This window comes from Paenibacillus sp. Soil522, from assembly GCF_001428245.1.
Lineage (GTDB): Bacteria > Bacillota > Bacilli > Paenibacillales > Paenibacillaceae > Pristimantibacillus.
This window is the reverse complement of sequence record NZ_LMRV01000066.1, coordinates 83,841-101,061: the sequence shown is the minus strand read 5'-3', so window position 1 is coordinate 101,061 and position 17,221 is coordinate 83,841. Positions and strand designations below refer to the sequence as shown.

Genomic DNA, 17,221 nt, shown 5'->3' with positions numbered 1-17,221 from the left:
GGCTTTTTGTGTCTTCAGGGGACCTTTACAATTTCTTATTCATTTTTGGAGCTTCTTGTTTTTCCGGCTCCTGCGGCATGATATCGCGAGGCAACTGCGGTATTAATCTTCCCATAATATCAGCCATTTCTTCTGCGAAGCCGGCTATTGGTCTTCCGCGATTGATATCGGCGCCAATTTCATTAATTCTCTGGGAGAGATCAATATCTGCGGTTACAAGAGCGTCTACGCCGTAAGGATCTTTACGAAACGCTTCGGCAACGGAGTATTTGATCGTGCCGACTCTTGACCGCTCCATCTTGGCATCTACATCGATGCCGACAATTGCAGTATTTCCGAACACGACACAGTGCGCGTTCGTTACACCATCAATTCCTTTGGCCAGCTGTTCCAGATGTGCTGCAACCTGGGCTGAGTCTTTAATCTCCTTTTTTCTTGGTTCGGTTTGCTGAGCCTGGACACGGCCATTATTTCGTGGAGAGGGTGATGTCTCATTACGTGCGACGGTGCTGCAGCCTGTCGCTACAATCGCAACAATGATCGCTGAAGTAAGCCATTTTAACATGTTTGCCACCTCTTTTTTTTACTCGTGAAAAATTTAAAGTTTTACCTGTCCGCCATAGCATACCCGCAGCTGCGCTATGCTATGTATGGCCTCTAATGAATATCCAACGCCGGGAGGGTTCTCATGAAAAAAATATTCGTGCTCGATACAAATGTGCTGCTTCATGATCCGCAAGCGATTTTTGCTTTCAACGATAATGAGGTCATAATTCCCGCGGTCGTGTTGGAGGAAATCGATTCAAAGAAAAGGTTAGCTGATGAATTAGGGCGTAATGCCCGCTCGATCTCGCGTCTGCTCGACAAGATGAGAGAAAAAGGACATTTGCACGAAGGTATAGAGCTGCCAAGCGGCGGCCTGCTCAAGGTGGAATTAAATCACCGCAGCTTTATGCGCGTGCAAGAAATGTTTGGGGAAATGTCAAATGATAATCGGATTTTAGCGGTTGCGCTGAATTACCACATAGAGCAGGAGAATGAACCTGAGAAGCAAAGCATCGTCCTGGTAAGCAAAGATGTGCTTGTTCGTATCAAGGCTGATGTGCTTGGCTTGCAAGCGCAAGATTATTTATCGGATAATGTGGTCGTATCGTCGGACTTTTACGCAGGCTATATGACGCTTTATGTTCATCCTGCTGTCATTGATGAATTTTACACCTACCGCTTTTTAACCGTAAACAACATGCATCTGAACATCAGGTTAAATCCGAATGAGTTTGTTATTTTGAGGGACGAAATGGGTACTTCAAAGTCTGCGCTGCTCAAAGTGAGCCAAGACGGAGCGAGGCTTGAGCCGCTATATTTAAGCAATGATCCGATATGGGGCATAACGGCCCGCAATGCACAGCAGCGTATGGCGCTTGAGCTGCTCCTAAATGACGATATCCCGCTCGTGACTCTTACAGGCAAGGCTGGTACCGGGAAGACGCTTATCGCACTGGCTGCAGGTCTTCTGAAAACAGAGGATGAGCATAAGTATAAGAAGCTGCTAATCGCAAGGCCGGTCGTTCCGATGGGCAAGGATATCGGGTATTTGCCAGGTGAGAAGGAAGAGAAGCTGCGCCCATGGATGCAGCCGATTTATGATAATTTAGAATATTTGTTCGATACAAAAAAGGCAGGCGACATCGATAAAATATTGATGGGGATGGGCAGCATTCAGGTTGAGGCGTTAACCTATATTCGCGGAAGGTCTATTCCTGGCCAATTCATTATTATTGATGAGGCGCAAAACCTAACGAAGCATGAAGTGAAAACGATCGTATCGCGGGTCGGCGAAGGCAGCAAAATTGTACTTATGGGCGACCCGGAGCAAATTGACCATCCGTACCTTGATTCCATCAGCAACGGATTGACGCATATTGTGGAACGCTTCAAATCCGAAGGAATCAGCGGGCATATGACGCTGGAGAAGGGCGAGCGCTCGAAGCTGGCTCAACTCGCGGCTGATTTACTGTAAGCATGATGGCCCCCTCATCAAAGAGGGGGTCATTTTATTTTGTGCGGAAATAAGTTAAAGACAAACAGCTATAACTTAAGCAGGTTCATTTGGACAAATCATGAATTTATTGTTATCCTATTTTTAGCAGATTCAAGGTTGAAAGGAAGAAGGCTGTGATATCCAGAAAACATGTGCTGTTTATGATCGGCACGTTACTGATAGCAGCATTGTTGCTTACCCCATTCTCGCGAAATACGAATCCAGCAAGTATTGGTAAGCCGGACGGGAAATCAAATGATCAGCCTGAGCAGGGAGAGCTTATCGTCGAGCAGATCTCCAACATTTATGTAAACGTTTCCTTGCCGGACTCACAGTTCCAGCAGCTGCAGGAGCTAAACCGGAATTTCATGATCGAACATCCCCATATTCAAGTAAAGCTTACGAATGAGCCATTTAAAGATAGAGCTTATGACCTTTGGGCGCTTCAGAGCCGGCAGGGGGAAGCTTCAGATATTATGCTGCTTGATAATGGATGGGTTAGGCCATTCGCCATACAGGGGTTTCTAAAGCCTGCAGACAGCATCATGACAGGGGATGCTCTCACGGATCAGCTGACGGGTCTGTTGGATCCGCTCACATGGAACGGTTATTTATGGGGTGTCCCACGGGAAGTGAATCCCTATATAGTCGTATGGAGCGAAGCCTTGCTTGCGGCGGCTGGTTTAAAGGAACCTCCCTCCGATTGGGCTTCTTTTCAGGCTGCCGCATCAAAAGTAATCGAGCTAAATTCTAAGGTAAGCATTGTGAATTGGAGCGAAGGCGATTTGCAGCAGCAGCTTATATGGTTGGCTGCTTACCAGACGGATCGATCGAATTTGTTGAAATTGCTGCCCTTTAGCGAGATCCAGACTTCACAGCTTGCCTGGCTGCAAAAAATGGAACAGCATATGAGCCGGATCGCGGTTAACGCGATTGGCCAATTAAACGAGGCGTTTCAAAGCAACAGCCTGCTATCCGCTATAATCCCTTGGAGCGAATACGAGAATTTGAATGATGCACTGCGAAAGAAGCTGCTCGTCGATCAAGACCGTATCGATTATCCTTGGTTAAATGGACACAGCTACGTCATCTCCTCAAACAGCAATGCGGAAGAGGAAGCCATGTTGTGGATCCGGGAAATGACCAATGTAAACAATCAGCAAATGATCTACGACCGCTCGGGACAGCTGCCAGCAAGAGCATCCTTGTATTTGTTTAACGGCTCGCTTCAAACCGATCCAACCGCTGCACCGCCTGCCTGGTGGATGAAGGTGCTGAATGTAAAACGAACGGATGCCGAATTGCCGCATCCGGATCCTCTTTGGCCGGAAAAATGGCAGTATCGGGAGCAAATGTGGAAGCGGTTTTCCGAAAAAACATTTCAAATTGATGCGTATATCAATTCTCTCGCAGAGTAAGGAATAAACCGGCAAGAGCCTGCCCCGCAATAAAATAGGGACAGGCTCTTATTTGATCGGAGGCTTAGGCTACAGCTTGAGGTTTAGCTTAATGGTTAGTTCTCCGTCTTTCATTTCTACGGAATTCGCTTTGAGGAAGGATACGATTAAATCCGGATAAAAGCCAAGGTCAAATTCCTCCTCTAATGCTCGGCGGGTTGTGTCCGGTAAGGAAAAGCCGTTAAACAAGAGCTCATCTACATGGAATAGGATAGCGTTTTTTGGATCATTTTCAATCGTATAATGGCCGGTTATTTTGATTTCCATATTTTCGCGTTTACCTTGAGCGATTACTTTGCCGTCAATGAAATCAAACGAGAAATTGTTGAAAATATCGTTTTGCTCGCGCAAAAAGGAATTCAAATCATCCTCAGGTACTCGGATCGTATACTGAAATCCTTTGATCTCCAGCAGCTGCTTGTTATTCTGCACAAAGTCCGGCAGCTTCTTCATAGCCTTCGAAAGGGCGCGGAAATATTGTTTAACCTCGTCTAAACCGGCCGTCTCCCAGTATGAGGTAAGCTCCATCATTAAAATACGAATGCGATCGGCATCCGATCGTCCGGCAAGCTGCTCTTCGACCTGCTTTTCGAGCGCCAGTACCCGATCTCTCTGTGCTTGCAGCTGATCCTCAATAACGGTAAGCTCGCTTCGTCTCGTCTCGAGCTGCTGATAGCCTTCCTTCACCATTCTGTATTGCTCCACATATGTATTCAAGGTATGCTTGTCGTGGGTAAGAATAATTTCGGCGTAATCCATCATTTGAAGCAGCTCCGATAACGAATCGAACGATAGAAGCGCGCTAAACAAATAATCCCTCTCTCCCATATAGTAAGCGCGCAGGACGCTACCTGCTTCATCCTGCTTGTCCGATATTTGCTGCTCCTGCTGCAAAAGCTGCTTCTCCGTATCCGTCATCGTAAGCCTAAGCTTCTGCTTTTGCTCTTGAATTCGAATAATTTCTTTATCAATTTCTACGACGGATAAGCTCTTTTCAAGCAGCGAATGCATATCCTCCTCGTCGGTCGTCTGGGGTTCAGCTTGCACAGGAAGACGGATCAAGAGGAATGCGAAAAGGAGCATCACCGTTGCTGCTATGGAAATTCGATTAAGCTTGGCTGGCAATGTCAACGGCATCGTCCCTCCTCAGCATTCATTTTATGCGGCAATTCATTTTATTATATCTTACATTTGGAAAAGGATGAACCTTATGGTGAAGGAAAGCAGGCTCGCGGCATCGATTGCAGCAGCCATTGCCGAATCGGTCTTATCGGGCTGGCGTATCGATGCGAAAGGAAATAGGCATTCGGTTCCATGCATCTCATTTCTTCAATATATGAATGCTTGCTTATACGATGATAAGTACGGCTATTACCGCTCGGGACCGGTCCGAGTAGGCAAGGCTGGCGACTTTTATACGAGCTCGGGAATTGGCGGCGTGCTGGCGGAGATTCTGGCCGGTTACGCACTGGATTATGGTAAAGCGCTGGGTAAACCGCTAAAGCTTATCGAGTGGGGGGCGGGAACAGGCAGACTTTCTGCCCAAATCGCTGAAGCTGGCCGTAATCGCAGCAGCGAATGGAATGAGCAATTTCAGTCTATCTTGATCGAGGATCATCCCGCTCATGGACAAGCGGCACGTGTAGCTTTTGCTAATAGCAGCAGCGGCCAATTGAATGCCGAGCCGATACTTGTGACGTCAGAAGAGGCTTGGGAGGCGAGCTGGCTGAGAGAACCTGCGCTTGTGCTCGCAAACGAGCTGCTTGACGCTTTTTCCGTACACCGGATTCAGCGTGTGAATGGACAGCTGCTTGAGCTTGGCGTTGCAGGCGATGAGGTGCAGGGCTTCTATGAGGTGCATATGCCGCTCACGGATATGCGGATTAGCGGCTGGCTCGCCCGGGACGGCATCCAGCTGAAGGAGGGACAGCAAACGGAGATTCATGCGGGAGCAGCTGCGTTTCAGGAGCGGCTTGGAGCCGTGATGACGAAAGGACGCCTCATTCTCATTGATTATGGACATGAGTCTGGCGAATATGCGGCGGAGCATCGTATGTACGGTACCCTGATGTGCTATTGGCGCCATCAGGCAAGCGATAGTCCGTATATTCGAATTGGCGAGCAAGATATGACATCGCATGTGCCGTTCACGTTTATTCGACATGAGGCGGAGGAAAGCGGCTGGCAGGCTACGAGTTTTATGACTCAAAAGCAATTTTTGATCGAGCATGGCGTTTTGGATTTGCTCCAAAATCATCACAGCACTGATCCTTTCAGTACAGTGTCACGGAGGAATAGGGCGATTAGGCAGCTGCTGCTCAGCGATCAGATGAGTGAGACGTTTAAAGTGATGGTTTTGGAAAAAAGATAGCCTGGATTCAAAAACGGTGCCAGCCCAAGAGGAGCTGACACCGTTTTTTTTGTTCAAATATAAGAAAGTATAGGTTTGACCTTTACTGTGCTTACGGCGAAACGAGCCTTTGTCATCAAAGAAGGCAAAGGCTCGTTTCCGCTTGGCTTACCTATGTAACTTGCCTTGGCGTATTTCGCTGACGCCTTTGTTAGAAAGGCAAGTCCATCTTGAAGACCGACCAATACGTGAAACCCACGAATGAAATGATCATATATCCCCAGAACATAATGATGTAAGTTCTCTCGGAGAAATTCAAGTAGCCTAGAAATACAAAAGCAACGGCTTGTGCGAAAAATAATAGCGCAAATTCCGTCATATGACCTGCGAAAGCCATTAGTCCGATTACCAGGGTCCAAAAGCCAAGTACCCGATACATGCGTGCCATGATAGCATCCCCCTTTCGCTGCGACCCGATTTTCTAATGATCATTATAACGTTTGACGAAATAAGTGTAAACTAAAAACCGTGACGAAATCGCAAACTTTTTGTTTTCTAACGTTAACGTACATGGAATCTGGATATAGTTTGCTCAAATAAAAGAACAAACATGTATGAGTAAATGAAAATTTGGTTATACAAATTAGTATCCAATAGATTCTATGAACTCTACCAAGGGCATAGAGATAAAGTAAGCGCCTTTACGTTAGGAGGTTTTCGTTGCATGACAGCAGTTAGACAAGATGCGTGGAGTCCAGACGATGATCTTATACTCGCCGAGGTTACACTACGCCATATTCGCGAAGGAAGTACTCAGCTTGCAGCTTTTGAAGAAGTAGGCGAACGTATTGGACGTACGTCAGCAGCATGCGGATTCCGTTGGAATAGCTGCGTTCGAAAAAGGTATGAGGATGCTATTCAAATCGCCAAGCAGCAGCGCCAGAAGCGGAATTATTTGAAAAAACAAACGATTGTTGCAACACCTCATGTTTCATCGATTTCCGTTTTTGAAACGGATGAACGCGCATTTAAGCAAGAGAGCAGTTCGATTGAAGAAGGTCTGTCTGTCGATGCTGTTATTCGTTTTCTTCGCGGCTGGAAGACGACCTATCAAGATTTAACCCGTCAAATCAAGTGGTTTGAGAAGGAACTGAAAGACAAAGAGGAAGAGCTGTATCGGCTCCGCGATCAGAATGAGAGATTGTCCAAGGAAGTAAACAATGTTCAAACGGATTACCGTGCTGTGAACGATGATTACAAGACGTTGATTCAAATTATGGACCGCGCCAGAAGATTAACCGTATTAACGAACGAAGACGAAGCAAAGCCGAGATTTAAGATGGATGCAAACGGTAATTTGGAACGTATTGATTAAGTTATAAACCGAACAAGGAGAGGCTGGCCATCTATGGCTGGCCTCTCTTTTTTTGCATCAGTTGCAATTTTTTCGGCAGATTTGATACGATAATGGCTAAATAACGATGAGCAGCGGTTGTTTGAAAGGAGTCAATGGCGTGCAAATCTATGTAGTAGGCGGAGGCTCGCTTGGTCTGCTCTATGGGGCGAAGCTGGCAGAAGCGGGCGCAGATGTGACAATATGGACGCGCAGCGAGGAACAGGCGGCATTGCTTGAAGCTAAGGGAATTAGGCTGATAGAGCTTGGAGAGACTAGCGAGCGGTTGATCCGTGTGAGAAGCATTTGGAGCGAACATTCATCGGATCAAAAGAGGCTAAGTAACAAAAATCGGCAGGAAGCGGGTTATCGGTGGGTTTTGCTGACAGTTAAGCAGACCGATTTGAATGAAGGGCTGTTAGCGAGACTCGTTGCTATTACGTCAGGCTCAGAGGAAGGGAACGCAGCGGTCGTCTGCTTGCAAAATGGTACCGGTCACTTGGAACGCATTCAAAGCAGGCTTCCGAATATGCCGCTGTTTGCCGCTGTAACGACCGAAGGAGCTAAGCGGCTCGATTCGCGTTCGGTTGAACATACAGGCAAGGGACAGCTGTGGCTGGGTGAATGGACAGGAAATGGGCGTAAACAAGACCAAGCTCTTGATATCCCGCAAAAAATGTTGGTTTCCATGCTGCAATCGGCAGGATTTACCTCTTATCTGTCGAATGACTTGGATAATCGAATTTTTAATAAATTACTTATTAACGCGGTTATTAACCCGTTAACGGCGATCTTTGATGTGGAGAACGGTGAGCTGCCTTCTCATCCTACCCGCGAGAAGCTGATGCGAGATTTATATGCGGAAACCGAGATGGTCCTCGTAAAGGCGGGAATGCGTATGCCGGAGGATGGTTGGCAGCTCATTGTCGATGTCTGCAAGCAAACCAGCCGTAATATATCGTCCATGCTAAGCGATATTCGAGCAGGCAGGGCTACTGAAATTGATGCGATTAATGGCGGTGTTGCAAAGCTTGCCGAGAAGCATGGGCTGCAAGCGCCGCTAAACCAAGCAATAACGGAACTAGTAAAAGCGCTGCATCCGAAGCCGAGTATGAGGGAGTGAAGGACGATGGAGATGATTTGGGAAAGCATCAAACATGCGTACGCTTTTTTGGCGGTTATTCCAATCATACCATTCGCAATCATATTATTCGGATATGGGGCGTTCATACAGGACCGGAAGAAAGCGTTCCGATTGGCCATGGATATTACGACAGCTTTATTAATTGGATGCGTAGCGGTATTGTTCGATTATCTGTTCAGCAGCAAATTCGGAATATATGGTATTTTATTATTTATGCTGCTTGGCGGCGGACTGCTGGGAAATGCTCAATTCCGCAAGCGTGGCGCCATTGATGCCAAAAAGATTTTTCGAACGGTTTGGCGGCTTAGCTTTTTTACGATGAGCGTGCTGTATATCGTCTTCATGTGCATCGGCATCGGCAAGATGGTGCTGACCACATAACTTAAAATACAAATCATGAAACGCCTCCATCTTTGAGAGGCGTTTTTATTTTGACGGACGGCTTCACCTTTGTGTACAATTATGTAGCTGGTTTTTATAAATGATTAGCCGCTTTTACGGCTATAAAGCAGGAGGTTAATGGCTGCGCTATGAGAACAGAAACATATTCATTGGCAAGCGCTCAACCTTTGACAGAGGCTTATATACATCGGTCAGATGACCGCATTGATGCTTTGTACGGCTATCATGCGGGAGCGGAACAGGATTGGGATAGACGGTTCAAGCGTTTGGCGCTTAACGGCAATAAGAGAGCAGAGTCTGCCGAGGTTGCGTGTGCGCTCCGTGCCTACAATGAAAGAGCTGGCGCGTCTCCCGAAGTATTTGCATCCATTTCAGCGATAGCGGAAGGCGCTCCTGTCGTCGTCGGAGGTCAGCAGGCCGGCTTATGGACCGGGCCGTTGCTCGTCATACATAAAGCGGTATCGATCATCGGAGCTGCAAAGTCGGCGGGCGAGCAGCTTGGGCAAACGGTTGTGCCGGTTTTTTGGGTTGCCGGCGAGGATCATGATTGGGATGAAGCGAACCATGCTTACGTGCTTACTGCGGAACAGGAGCTGCGCAAGCTATCGGCTGTACGGCCTGAAGGGGCGCGCACATCGGTAAGCCGCACGGCTATTACGGCTGAAAGGTGGTCAGAGCTTCTGGCTGAGCTGGAGCAAGCGCTCCCGCATTCCGAGTTTAAGCCTGCACTAATCGAGGAATTACGTCTAATGTCGGAGAAGGCGCATTCCTTATCTGATTTTTTCGCAATGATTTTAAGTCATTTATTTGGCAAACATGGATTGGTGCTGCTCGACGCCGATCATGAAGACATTCGCCGTCTAGAGTCTCCAATGTTCAGGAAGATGATTGAGAGGAACGATGACCTGGAAAAGGCGTATACAGCCTCAGCTGCGAAGGTGAAGGAGTTAGGTTACATCCTTCAAGCGGATGTGACGCCAGACAGCGCAAACCTCTTTCTCTTTCAACCTTTAAATGGCGATGAAAGAACGCTTCTGCACAAGAAGGACGGATTGTTCCAAGATCGCAAGGGTCAGGTGTCGCTGACGAAGGAGCAACTGCTGCAGATCGCGGATGTACAGCCACAGCAGCTCAGCAATAATGTCCTGACAAGGCCGCTCATGCAGGATTATTTGTTCCCTGTCCTTGCTACCGTGCTTGGTCCGGGTGAAATCGCTTATTGGGCGTTGACCGGAGATGCTTTCCGCGCGCTTGACATGGAAATGCCGATAATAGTGCCACGTATGTCTTATACGTTGATCGAAGGAACAGTAGCCAAGCATATGGGCAAGTACGAGCTTTCCTTCGCGGACGTCATGGAGCGCTTCGAGGAGCGCAAAGGACAATGGCTGAAGGAGCAAGACGGGCTGTCCATCGAACAGCAATTTGCGGATGCGAGGCAGACGTTCGAACAGCTGTATAAACCGCTGCTTGGGCTGGCAGCGTCCGTTCAGCCCTCGCTCTCTAAGCTGGGCGAGACGAATCTGCAAAAAATTGTAGAGCAAATCAATTACATGGGCTCGAAGACTGTAGATGCCTTCAATAAGCAATTCGAAGCGTCTACACGCCAGCTTGATCGTATCCATCTTTCGATTAAGCCACTCGGAAAGCCGCAAGAACGCGTGCTTAACATGACGGCATATTGGAACCGCTACAGCTTAAATTGGCTGGAAAAGCTGCTTGAAGCGCCTTACAGCCGCAAGGGCGGACACGAGATCGTGTATTTATAAAATAATAGGAGGAATGTAGGATGAGTACAGCAGAAAAAAGCATCGTTGCGGATATGTCGCTTGCACCCGAAGGACATTTAAAGATTGATTGGGTAGCCGCGCATATGCCGGTTTTGAATACGATTCGCGAGCAATTCGAGAAGGAGCAGCCTTTTAAGGGGCTAAAGGTGACGATCGCTCTGCATTTGGAGGCGAAAACAGCCTACTTGGCGAAAGTGGTCAAAGCGGGTGGCGCAGAAGTTACGATTACGGGCAGTAACCCGTTGTCTACGCAGGACGATGTATGTGCCGCGCTTGTTGAGGATGGCATTACCGTATTTGCCAAATACAATCCAAGTCCGGAAGAATTTAAGGCGCTTAACGTTAGAGCGCTTGAGTGGAAGCCTGATCTTATAATAGATGATGGCGGAGATCTTGCGACGATTCTAAATTCAGAACATCCTGAGCTCGGCGAAAATCTGCGGGGCGGAGCGGAAGAAACGACAACTGGAATCATCAGGCTGAAAGCGATGGAGAAAGACGGCTCCTTGAAATTCCCGATGGTAGCCGTGAATGATGCTTATTGTAAGCATCTGTTCGATAACCGCTACGGTACGGGGCAATCCGTATGGGACGGTATTAACCGGACCACAAACCTGATGGTAGCTGGTAAAACGGTTGTCGTTGTCGGCTACGGCTGGTGCGGCAAAGGCGTTGCGATGCGCGCGAAGGGTCTCGGTGCCAATGTCGTAGTAACCGAAATCGATGCGATCAAAGCGGTTGAAGCCTATATGGATGGTTTTGCAGTTATGCCGATGATCGAGGCGGCTAAGATTGGAGAGTTTTTCGTGACCGTTACGGGCAACCGTGATGTTATCCGCGGAGAGCACTACGAGGTTATGAAAGATGGAGCGGTTATTTCCAACGCGGGGCATTTTGACGTTGAAGCGAACAAACCGGAGCTGACTGCATTGTCGTCAAGCGTACGGACGGTAAGGCGCAACATCGAGGAGTATAAGCTGCAGGACGGACGCAGCATTTACTTGCTTGCAGAAGGACGTCTGGTCAATTTGGCAGCCGGAGACGGACATCCGGCGGAAATTATGGATATGACGTTCGCACTCCAAGCGGTAGCCTTAAAATACGTTAACGAGCAATACAAAGCGATTGGCGCTAAAGTCGTTAATGTGCCTTATGAGCTTGATGAGCAGGTAGCGCGGCTTAAGCTGCAATCGCTTGGCTTCGGTATCGACAAGCTTACGGAGGAGCAAATTGTTTACCTGGACAGCTGGAAGGAAGCTGAATAATTCATTTGAAAAGCCGCGAGCTATCGCGGCTTTTTTTATTTGTAACCTTTGATACAAAGCCTGCGTCTAAAGGTAAAAATAGTAAGGGGGAATTAACTTGTTTAACCATAAAAAAGGATTTTGCATGTGGGTTGTTATTGTTGTTTTAACCTTGCTAATGGCGGGCTGCTCTTCGGCAAACGGGGATGCAGCGAATTCCAAAGGGAACATGTCTGCACAGACGGGCTCGCCTGCAGCAGGCAGCGCTGCAGGCGACATGATCTCCAGCGATAGCGAAGCTGCGGAGGAGCCTGCAGCTGATGGGAATAGTACGGAACCGACAAGCGGCGGAGGCTTTGCTTCCGGGACAGCTGCAGGAGCAGAAGGATTCAACCAAAAAATTATTTATACGGCTACATTAAGCATGCAGGTGGATGAACTGGCATCCGCTGCGACTTCGCTTCGAAATGCGATTCATCAAAGCGGCGGCTATATTTTACAATTTCAAGATACGAGGCATGAAGGGGAAGTCGGCGCAAGTTATACGATCAAAGTTCCGGCTGCTGGGTTTATGTCATTCATTGATCGTATCGAGCAAATTAAACATCGCGATTTTGAACGGAATATCGGAGGCAAGGACGTATCCGAGGAATACGTTGATCTCGAATCGCGGCTGAAAGCGAAACAGCTCGTGGAGACAAGGCTGCTGGCGATGATGGAAAGAGCTGTTCGGGCTGATGATTTACTGAAGTTTTCACAGCAGCTCTCGGAGGTGCAGGAGGAAATCGAGCGAATCAAAGGAAGAATTCGATATTTGGATAACAACGTATCCTTCTCTACAGTAGAGCTGCGCTTATATCAAACGGATCAAGCATTAAAAAATACAAGCTTGAAAAATCCGCATTTGGGCGGCAGGATGTCAGATGCTTTAACAGCCAGCTCGAAGGTCGTGTGGGAAGCTTTCAACCTCGTGCTTGTTGTTTTGGCGGGCGCAGTGCCCGTTGCAGCTGTGCTTGCCGTAATTGTAATTCCTGTTATCTGGTTATCCCGGCGGAAGAACAAAGGGAAGGCTCTGAAGAGAGTGGAGTCTGATGATGAAGAGCAGCCGCCAATCCTATAATCTTTAATACTATAAAATATTTTTGAAAAATCCTGCTCATGGAGCAGGATTTTTATTTTAGGTGGCGAACTACTGTATCTTAGTGGGGAAAAGTGGGGCGAAGTGGAGGATATGGGAGAGAGGGTGGGGCGAAATCATGTTTATGGGTGAATTTCAACATAGCATTGATGAGAAAGGCCGCATCATCATTCCTGCGAAATTCCGAGATTCACTCGGAGCCTCGTTTATTGCTACCCGCGGTTTAGATAATTGCTTATTCGTATATCCCATGACTGAATGGAGTATCTTGGAGCAAAAGCTTAAATCACTGCCGCTTATGAAATCAGACGCACGCGCATTTACCCGGTTTTTCTTTTCCGGTGCTACCGAATGTGAGCTTGATAAACAGGGAAGGGTAAACATACCCGGCCATCTTCGCGATTATGCGAAGCTGGACAAAGATTGCATGGTGCTTGGCGTCTCCAGCCGGGTTGAGATCTGGAGCAAGCAGACATGGGATGGCTACTACGAGCAATCGGAGCAAACTTTTAACGAGATCGCAGAGAAGCTCGTCGATTTCGATTTCAACTTCTAGAATGGACAACAAGAATGGGAGGGCTGCGGCGTGTTTCAGCATATTACAGTGCTTTTGGAAGAAGCGGTTGACGGTTTGGCTATAAAGCCAGACGGCATCTACGTCGATTGTACGCTTGGGGGAGCGGGCCATAGCGAGCTTATTGCATCCCGACTAGGCGAAGGAGGGCGGTTAATCGCATTCGATCAGGATGACTGGGCGCTGGATAACGCTCGTGTTAGGCTTGCTCCTTATTTGGATAAAGTAACGCTGGTAAGAAGCAATTTCCGTGATTTGGAGCAGGAGCTTAGAGGCTGCGGCGTCCCAATGCTGGAAGGCGTTCCTCAGGTAGACGGCATATTGTTTGATCTTGGGGTGTCGAGCCCGCAATTAGACGAAGCGGAGCGCGGCTTCAGCTACAATCATGATGCGCCGCTTGATATGCGCATGGATCGAGAAGGTGATTTAACTGCTCATGAAATCGTCAATACGTGGGATGAGCGTGATATTTCCCGGATATTGGACCGTTATGGGGAAGAAAAATTTGCCCGTTCTATCGCAAGGAACATTGTGAAGACACGAGAAAAGGCGCCGATTGAGAAAACCGGCGAGCTAGCCGAGCTGATCAAGCTATCGATTCCAGCCGCTACAAGACGTACCGGAGGACATCCCGCCAAGCGCTCCTTTCAAGCGCTTCGTATTGCGGTAAACGATGAGCTTGGAGCAGAGGAAGAGGCGTTGGAGCAGACGATTCGTTGTTTGAAGTCTGGAGGGCGCGCATCCGTCATTACGTTTCATTCGCTTGAGGATCGCATTTGTAAGCAAATATTTGCGAAGTTTGTGGAGAAATGCACTTGTCCGACTGATTTTCCGTTATGCGTATGCGGAAATAAAGGGTCGGTGAAATTAGTTAACCGCAAGCCAATCGTACCTTCCGAGAGAGAGCTGGAGCTCAATCCGCGCGCAAGGTCGGCAAAGCTTAGAGTAGCAGAAAAATTGTAAGAGGGGGATTTGAATTGGCGTATGTGAATGGCAATTTAGCGCTGCAACCGAAGCGGAAGCAGGATCAGCAAACGGTTATTAAAGAAACGAAGCGACTTGTAAAGACTCGCAAATCCTTACCGGTTCAAGAAAAGCTGTTGTATATGTTCACAGTATTAATGTGCGTTGTAGTTGCTGGTGTCATTATTTTCCGCTACGCGCAAATCTATGATATGAATCTCCAAATAAAGAAGCTAAACAGCGACTACCAAACGATGAATATCGAAATGGAAGACTTAAAGAAACAGGTCGAGATGCTCAGCGATCCTGAACGCATCCGCAAGCTTGCCGAGACCCAAGGGATGGTTAGCTCCCTGGAGGACGGTATAACGGTGAATACCGGTGATGACGAGATAAAATCGGCAATGCGTGAATAGGGTGAGCGATGATGAAAAAAAGAATTAGATTGCGTACACTGTTGTTTGGAGGGGTAATGACCCTCCTTTTTCTCATTTTAATAAGCAGAATCTATATTGTGCAGGTGGTTGAAGGTGCCAAATGGTATGATCTTGCGAAGACGAGATGGTCCGCTGCAGAGGAGCTTGTAGCGAAGCGCGGGGCAATTGCCGATCGCGACGGGAATATGCTGGCGATGGATACGATCGCATATAATGTTTCCGTTAATCCGCGATTGATTCATGATGAGGATCTTACAGAAGATATTATCAATGGCTTGCATGATATACTAGGCATTTCAAAAGAGGAACTTCGTAAAAATGTAACGGCCAAAAAGGAAGACGGAAATTATGTCGTTCATCGGGAGGTGCGTAACGGAGGCTGGCAAATTGATAAAACGCTGGCCGATAAAATTAGAAAGTTCCGTGAAGAGTTATCGAAAGATAAGAAGGTGACTGATGTCGGTATCGATTTGGCTGAAAATTTGAAGCGTTATTATCCTAGAAAATCCTTAGCTTCGCAGCTGATCGGTTATTTGGATAAAGAAGGCGCAGCAATGACAGGCGTTGAAGCTTTTTTTAACGAGCAGCTAAGCGGTGAAAACGGCTTTATTAAGTATGAGAAGGACGGAAAGCGGGTTCAGCTTGCGGAGGGTGAAGTGGAATTTAAGCCCGCCAAGAATGGCCAAGACATCAAATTGACCATCGATAGCGATATTCAGCGTTACGTAGAGGAAGCACTGCAAGAGATCGTGAGAGAGTATGCGCCGAAGAGCGCGACGGCAATTGCCGCCGACCCCAATACGATGGAAATTTTGGCGATGGCCAACACACCGCAATACAATCCCAACGAATTTTGGATAAATAATTCGAGCTCTTATAATCATGCCATTAAATCGTTGTATGAGCCAGGCTCAACCTTCAAAATCGTAACGCTGGCAGCGGCAGTTGAAGAAGGGGTCTTTAATCCGGATGAAATGTATAAATCAGGAAAAATTAAAATTAAAGGTATACCGAATCCGATTCGAGATATTAAGCGCGAGGGTTGGGGAACGATCTCCTTTTTGGAAGGGCTGAAGTACTCGAGTAATGTTGCGTTCGTTAAACTGGGTTACGAGAGATTAGGCGAACAAAAGCTAAGAGATTATTATACGAATTTTGGCTTCGGACAAAAGACAGGCATTCAGCTTGGCAATGAGCTGACGGGTTCGATTCGCTTTCAATATCCGAGCGAGATCGCTAATGCCACCTTCGGACAAGGGGTTTCGGTAACGCCTATTCAACAGGTTGCGGCTGTCGCAGCTGTTGCGAACGGCGGGAAGCTGCTGCAGCCGCAAATCGTGAAGAGTATGACGGATCCGACAACCAAAACGACAAAGACATTCGAGCCGAAGGTGATCCGTCAGGTCATCTCTGAGGAAACGTCCCGTCAAGTGGGCGAATATTTGGAGCAGGTTGTATCCGATCAGGAAAAGGGTACCGGTAAAAACGCCTATATCGAAGGCTACCGCGTAGCGGGGAAAACAGGGACAGCACAAAAGGTTATTGGGAATTCTTACTCTGATTCAAAGTTCGTCGTTTCCTTCATCGGTTACGCGCCGGTTGATAATCCGAAAATCGTCGTGTATATCGTTGTGGATGAACCGAATGACCCCTTAGTCGGGGGAGGAAAGGTAGCCGCCCCGGCGTTCAAGCAAATCGTGCTGAAGAGCTTGCGAAAAATGGGAGTAGCGCCTAACTTTGCAACAGATTCGAAAAACGTGAAGAAGGAAGTAACGATGACGGTTCCCGAAATAACGGAACTTCAGGTTGCGCAGGCCAAAGCGGAATTAAAAGCAAAGGCGATGACTTTCGAATTAGTCGGGAACGGCAAAACGGTATTGCAGCAAATTCCTGCTGCAGGCGCATCCGTACATCCTACGCAGAAGATTTATTTGATTACAGAGCAGCGGGAGAAGCTGACCATACCCGATTTGAAAGGCGTATCGCTCCGGGATGCGCTCGAAATAACTTCGCTAATCGGCATTCGTATCATTCCCGAGGGACAAGGCTTTGTCGTATCCCAGAAGGAAGAGACGCTAAATAACGTAAGGGTGTTAAAAGTCGTGCTTGCACCTCCGCATGGCGCAGCAGCTCAGACAGAATCGGCGGCTGCTGGCTCAGATTCAGAAGAGGCGGTCAAAGAGGAAGATGCCGCCGCTCCGGGAGATTCAGCCAAGAGCGGGGAGCAGGCGGCCACAGGTAATGAAGCGGCCAATACCGGTGCTGGTTAAGGCGGTAATGCCTCGGCT

General features: G+C 47.8%; 16 protein-coding genes. 13 read left to right on the top strand and 3 right to left on the bottom strand.

The window, feature by feature from the left end; all coding sequences use genetic code 11:
* Positions 1–25 precede the first annotated feature (25 nt).
* Positions 26–565, bottom strand: a complete 540-nt coding sequence (locus ASG81_RS21560; RefSeq protein WP_056639083.1) for a YhcN/YlaJ family sporulation lipoprotein — start codon at positions 563–565, stop codon at positions 26–28.
* 123 nt (positions 566–688) lie between these two features.
* Here ASG81_RS21560 and ASG81_RS21555 point away from each other — a divergent pair, with 123 nt between their 5' ends.
* Together ASG81_RS21555 and ASG81_RS21550 are read left to right on the top strand one after the other, a co-directional pair.
* Complete coding sequence (locus tag ASG81_RS21555; protein WP_056639080.1) at positions 689–2,020, top strand: PhoH family protein; 1,332 nt, start codon at positions 689–691, stop codon at positions 2,018–2,020.
* 155 nt (positions 2,021–2,175) lie between these two features.
* Complete coding sequence (locus ASG81_RS21550; protein WP_056639076.1) at positions 2,176–3,459, top strand: extracellular solute-binding protein; 1,284 nt, start codon at positions 2,176–2,178, stop codon at positions 3,457–3,459.
* 69 nt (positions 3,460–3,528) lie between these two features.
* Here ASG81_RS21550 and ASG81_RS21545 read toward each other — a convergent pair whose 3' ends face one another.
* A complete protein-coding gene (locus ASG81_RS21545) occupies positions 3,529–4,635 on the bottom strand; it encodes a coiled-coil domain-containing protein (RefSeq protein ID WP_155971758.1) in 1,107 nt (368 codons plus the stop codon).
* Between the two features lie 73 nt (positions 4,636–4,708).
* Here ASG81_RS21545 and ASG81_RS21540 point away from each other — a divergent pair, with 73 nt between their 5' ends.
* The gene (locus ASG81_RS21540; RefSeq protein ID WP_162255052.1) at positions 4,709–5,869 is read left to right on the top strand and encodes a class I SAM-dependent methyltransferase; all 1,161 of its coding nucleotides are present in this window, start codon (positions 4,709–4,711) and stop codon (positions 5,867–5,869) included.
* A 190-nt stretch (positions 5,870–6,059) separates the two neighbouring features.
* Here the strand turns inward: ASG81_RS21540 and ASG81_RS21535 are convergent, their stop codons facing one another.
* Positions 6,060–6,296 carry a DUF2626 domain-containing protein gene (locus ASG81_RS21535; RefSeq protein WP_056639067.1) on the bottom strand — a complete coding sequence of 79 codons (237 nt, stop codon included), beginning with the start codon at positions 6,294–6,296 and terminating at the stop codon, positions 6,060–6,062.
* A gap of 276 nt (positions 6,297–6,572) precedes the next feature.
* Between ASG81_RS21535 and ASG81_RS21530 the strand changes: the two genes are divergently transcribed.
* From ASG81_RS21530 to ASG81_RS21485, 10 genes are all read left to right on the top strand, one after another.
* A complete protein-coding gene (locus tag ASG81_RS21530) occupies positions 6,573–7,223 on the top strand; it encodes an RsfA family transcriptional regulator (protein WP_056639063.1) in 651 nt (216 codons plus the stop codon).
* Positions 7,224–7,362: 139 nt separating this feature from the next.
* Positions 7,363–8,364, top strand: a complete 1,002-nt coding sequence (locus tag ASG81_RS21525; protein WP_056639060.1) for a ketopantoate reductase family protein — start codon at positions 7,363–7,365, stop codon at positions 8,362–8,364.
* A gap of 6 nt (positions 8,365–8,370) precedes the next feature.
* On the top strand, positions 8,371–8,766 hold the full coding sequence (locus ASG81_RS21520; RefSeq protein WP_056639057.1) for a DUF3397 domain-containing protein: 396 nt from the start codon (positions 8,371–8,373) through the stop codon (positions 8,764–8,766).
* A 149-nt stretch (positions 8,767–8,915) separates the two neighbouring features.
* Positions 8,916–10,556, top strand: a complete 1,641-nt coding sequence (gene bshC / locus ASG81_RS21515) for a bacillithiol biosynthesis cysteine-adding enzyme BshC (RefSeq protein WP_056639054.1) — start codon at positions 8,916–8,918, stop codon at positions 10,554–10,556.
* A gap of 20 nt (positions 10,557–10,576) precedes the next feature.
* Positions 10,577–11,842 (top strand): adenosylhomocysteinase, encoded by a 1,266-nt coding sequence (locus ASG81_RS21510; protein ID WP_056639051.1) that lies wholly within the window; start codon positions 10,577–10,579, stop codon positions 11,840–11,842.
* A 97-nt stretch (positions 11,843–11,939) separates the two neighbouring features.
* Entirely contained in the window at positions 11,940–12,941 is a 1,002-nt protein-coding gene (locus ASG81_RS21505; RefSeq protein WP_056639047.1) for a DUF4349 domain-containing protein, read from the top strand.
* Positions 12,942–13,077: 136 nt separating this feature from the next.
* The gene (gene mraZ / locus ASG81_RS21500; RefSeq protein ID WP_056639044.1) at positions 13,078–13,515 is read left to right on the top strand and encodes a division/cell wall cluster transcriptional repressor MraZ; all 438 of its coding nucleotides are present in this window, start codon (positions 13,078–13,080) and stop codon (positions 13,513–13,515) included.
* Between the two features lie 30 nt (positions 13,516–13,545).
* Positions 13,546–14,496 (top strand): 16S rRNA (cytosine(1402)-N(4))-methyltransferase RsmH, encoded by a 951-nt coding sequence (gene rsmH, locus ASG81_RS21495; RefSeq protein WP_056639041.1) that lies wholly within the window; start codon positions 13,546–13,548, stop codon positions 14,494–14,496.
* 23 nt (positions 14,497–14,519) lie between these two features.
* Entirely contained in the window at positions 14,520–14,912 is a 393-nt protein-coding gene (gene ftsL, locus ASG81_RS21490; RefSeq protein ID WP_235548979.1) for a cell division protein FtsL, read from the top strand.
* 98 nt (positions 14,913–15,010) lie between these two features.
* On the top strand, positions 15,011–17,203 hold the full coding sequence (locus ASG81_RS21485) for a penicillin-binding transpeptidase domain-containing protein (RefSeq protein ID WP_235548966.1): 2,193 nt from the start codon (positions 15,011–15,013) through the stop codon (positions 17,201–17,203).
* Positions 17,204–17,221: the final 18 nt, after the last annotated feature.

What these genes read in the sequence shown, in the direction of transcription:
- ASG81_RS21560 (WP_056639083.1), bottom strand. Translation starts at nt 565, where the DNA reads ATGTTAAAATGGCTTACTTCAGCGATCATTGTTGCGATTGTAGCGACA.
- ASG81_RS21555 (WP_056639080.1), top strand. Translation starts at nt 689, where the DNA reads ATGAAAAAAATATTCGTGCTCGATACAAATGTGCTGCTTCATGATCCG.
- ASG81_RS21545 (WP_155971758.1), bottom strand. Translation starts at nt 4,635, where the DNA reads ATGCCGTTGACATTGCCAGCCAAGCTTAATCGAATTTCCATAGCAGCA.
- ASG81_RS21540 (WP_162255052.1), top strand. Translation starts at nt 4,709, where the DNA reads ATGGTGAAGGAAAGCAGGCTCGCGGCATCGATTGCAGCAGCCATTGCC.
- ASG81_RS21535 (WP_056639067.1), bottom strand. Translation starts at nt 6,296, where the DNA reads ATGGCACGCATGTATCGGGTACTTGGCTTTTGGACCCTGGTAATCGGA.
- ASG81_RS21530 (WP_056639063.1), top strand. Translation starts at nt 6,573, where the DNA reads ATGACAGCAGTTAGACAAGATGCGTGGAGTCCAGACGATGATCTTATA.
- ASG81_RS21520 (WP_056639057.1), top strand. Translation starts at nt 8,371, where the DNA reads ATGGAGATGATTTGGGAAAGCATCAAACATGCGTACGCTTTTTTGGCG.
- bshC (WP_056639054.1), top strand. Translation starts at nt 8,916, where the DNA reads ATGAGAACAGAAACATATTCATTGGCAAGCGCTCAACCTTTGACAGAG.
- ASG81_RS21510 (WP_056639051.1), top strand. Translation starts at nt 10,577, where the DNA reads ATGAGTACAGCAGAAAAAAGCATCGTTGCGGATATGTCGCTTGCACCC.
- mraZ (WP_056639044.1), top strand. Translation starts at nt 13,078, where the DNA reads ATGTTTATGGGTGAATTTCAACATAGCATTGATGAGAAAGGCCGCATC.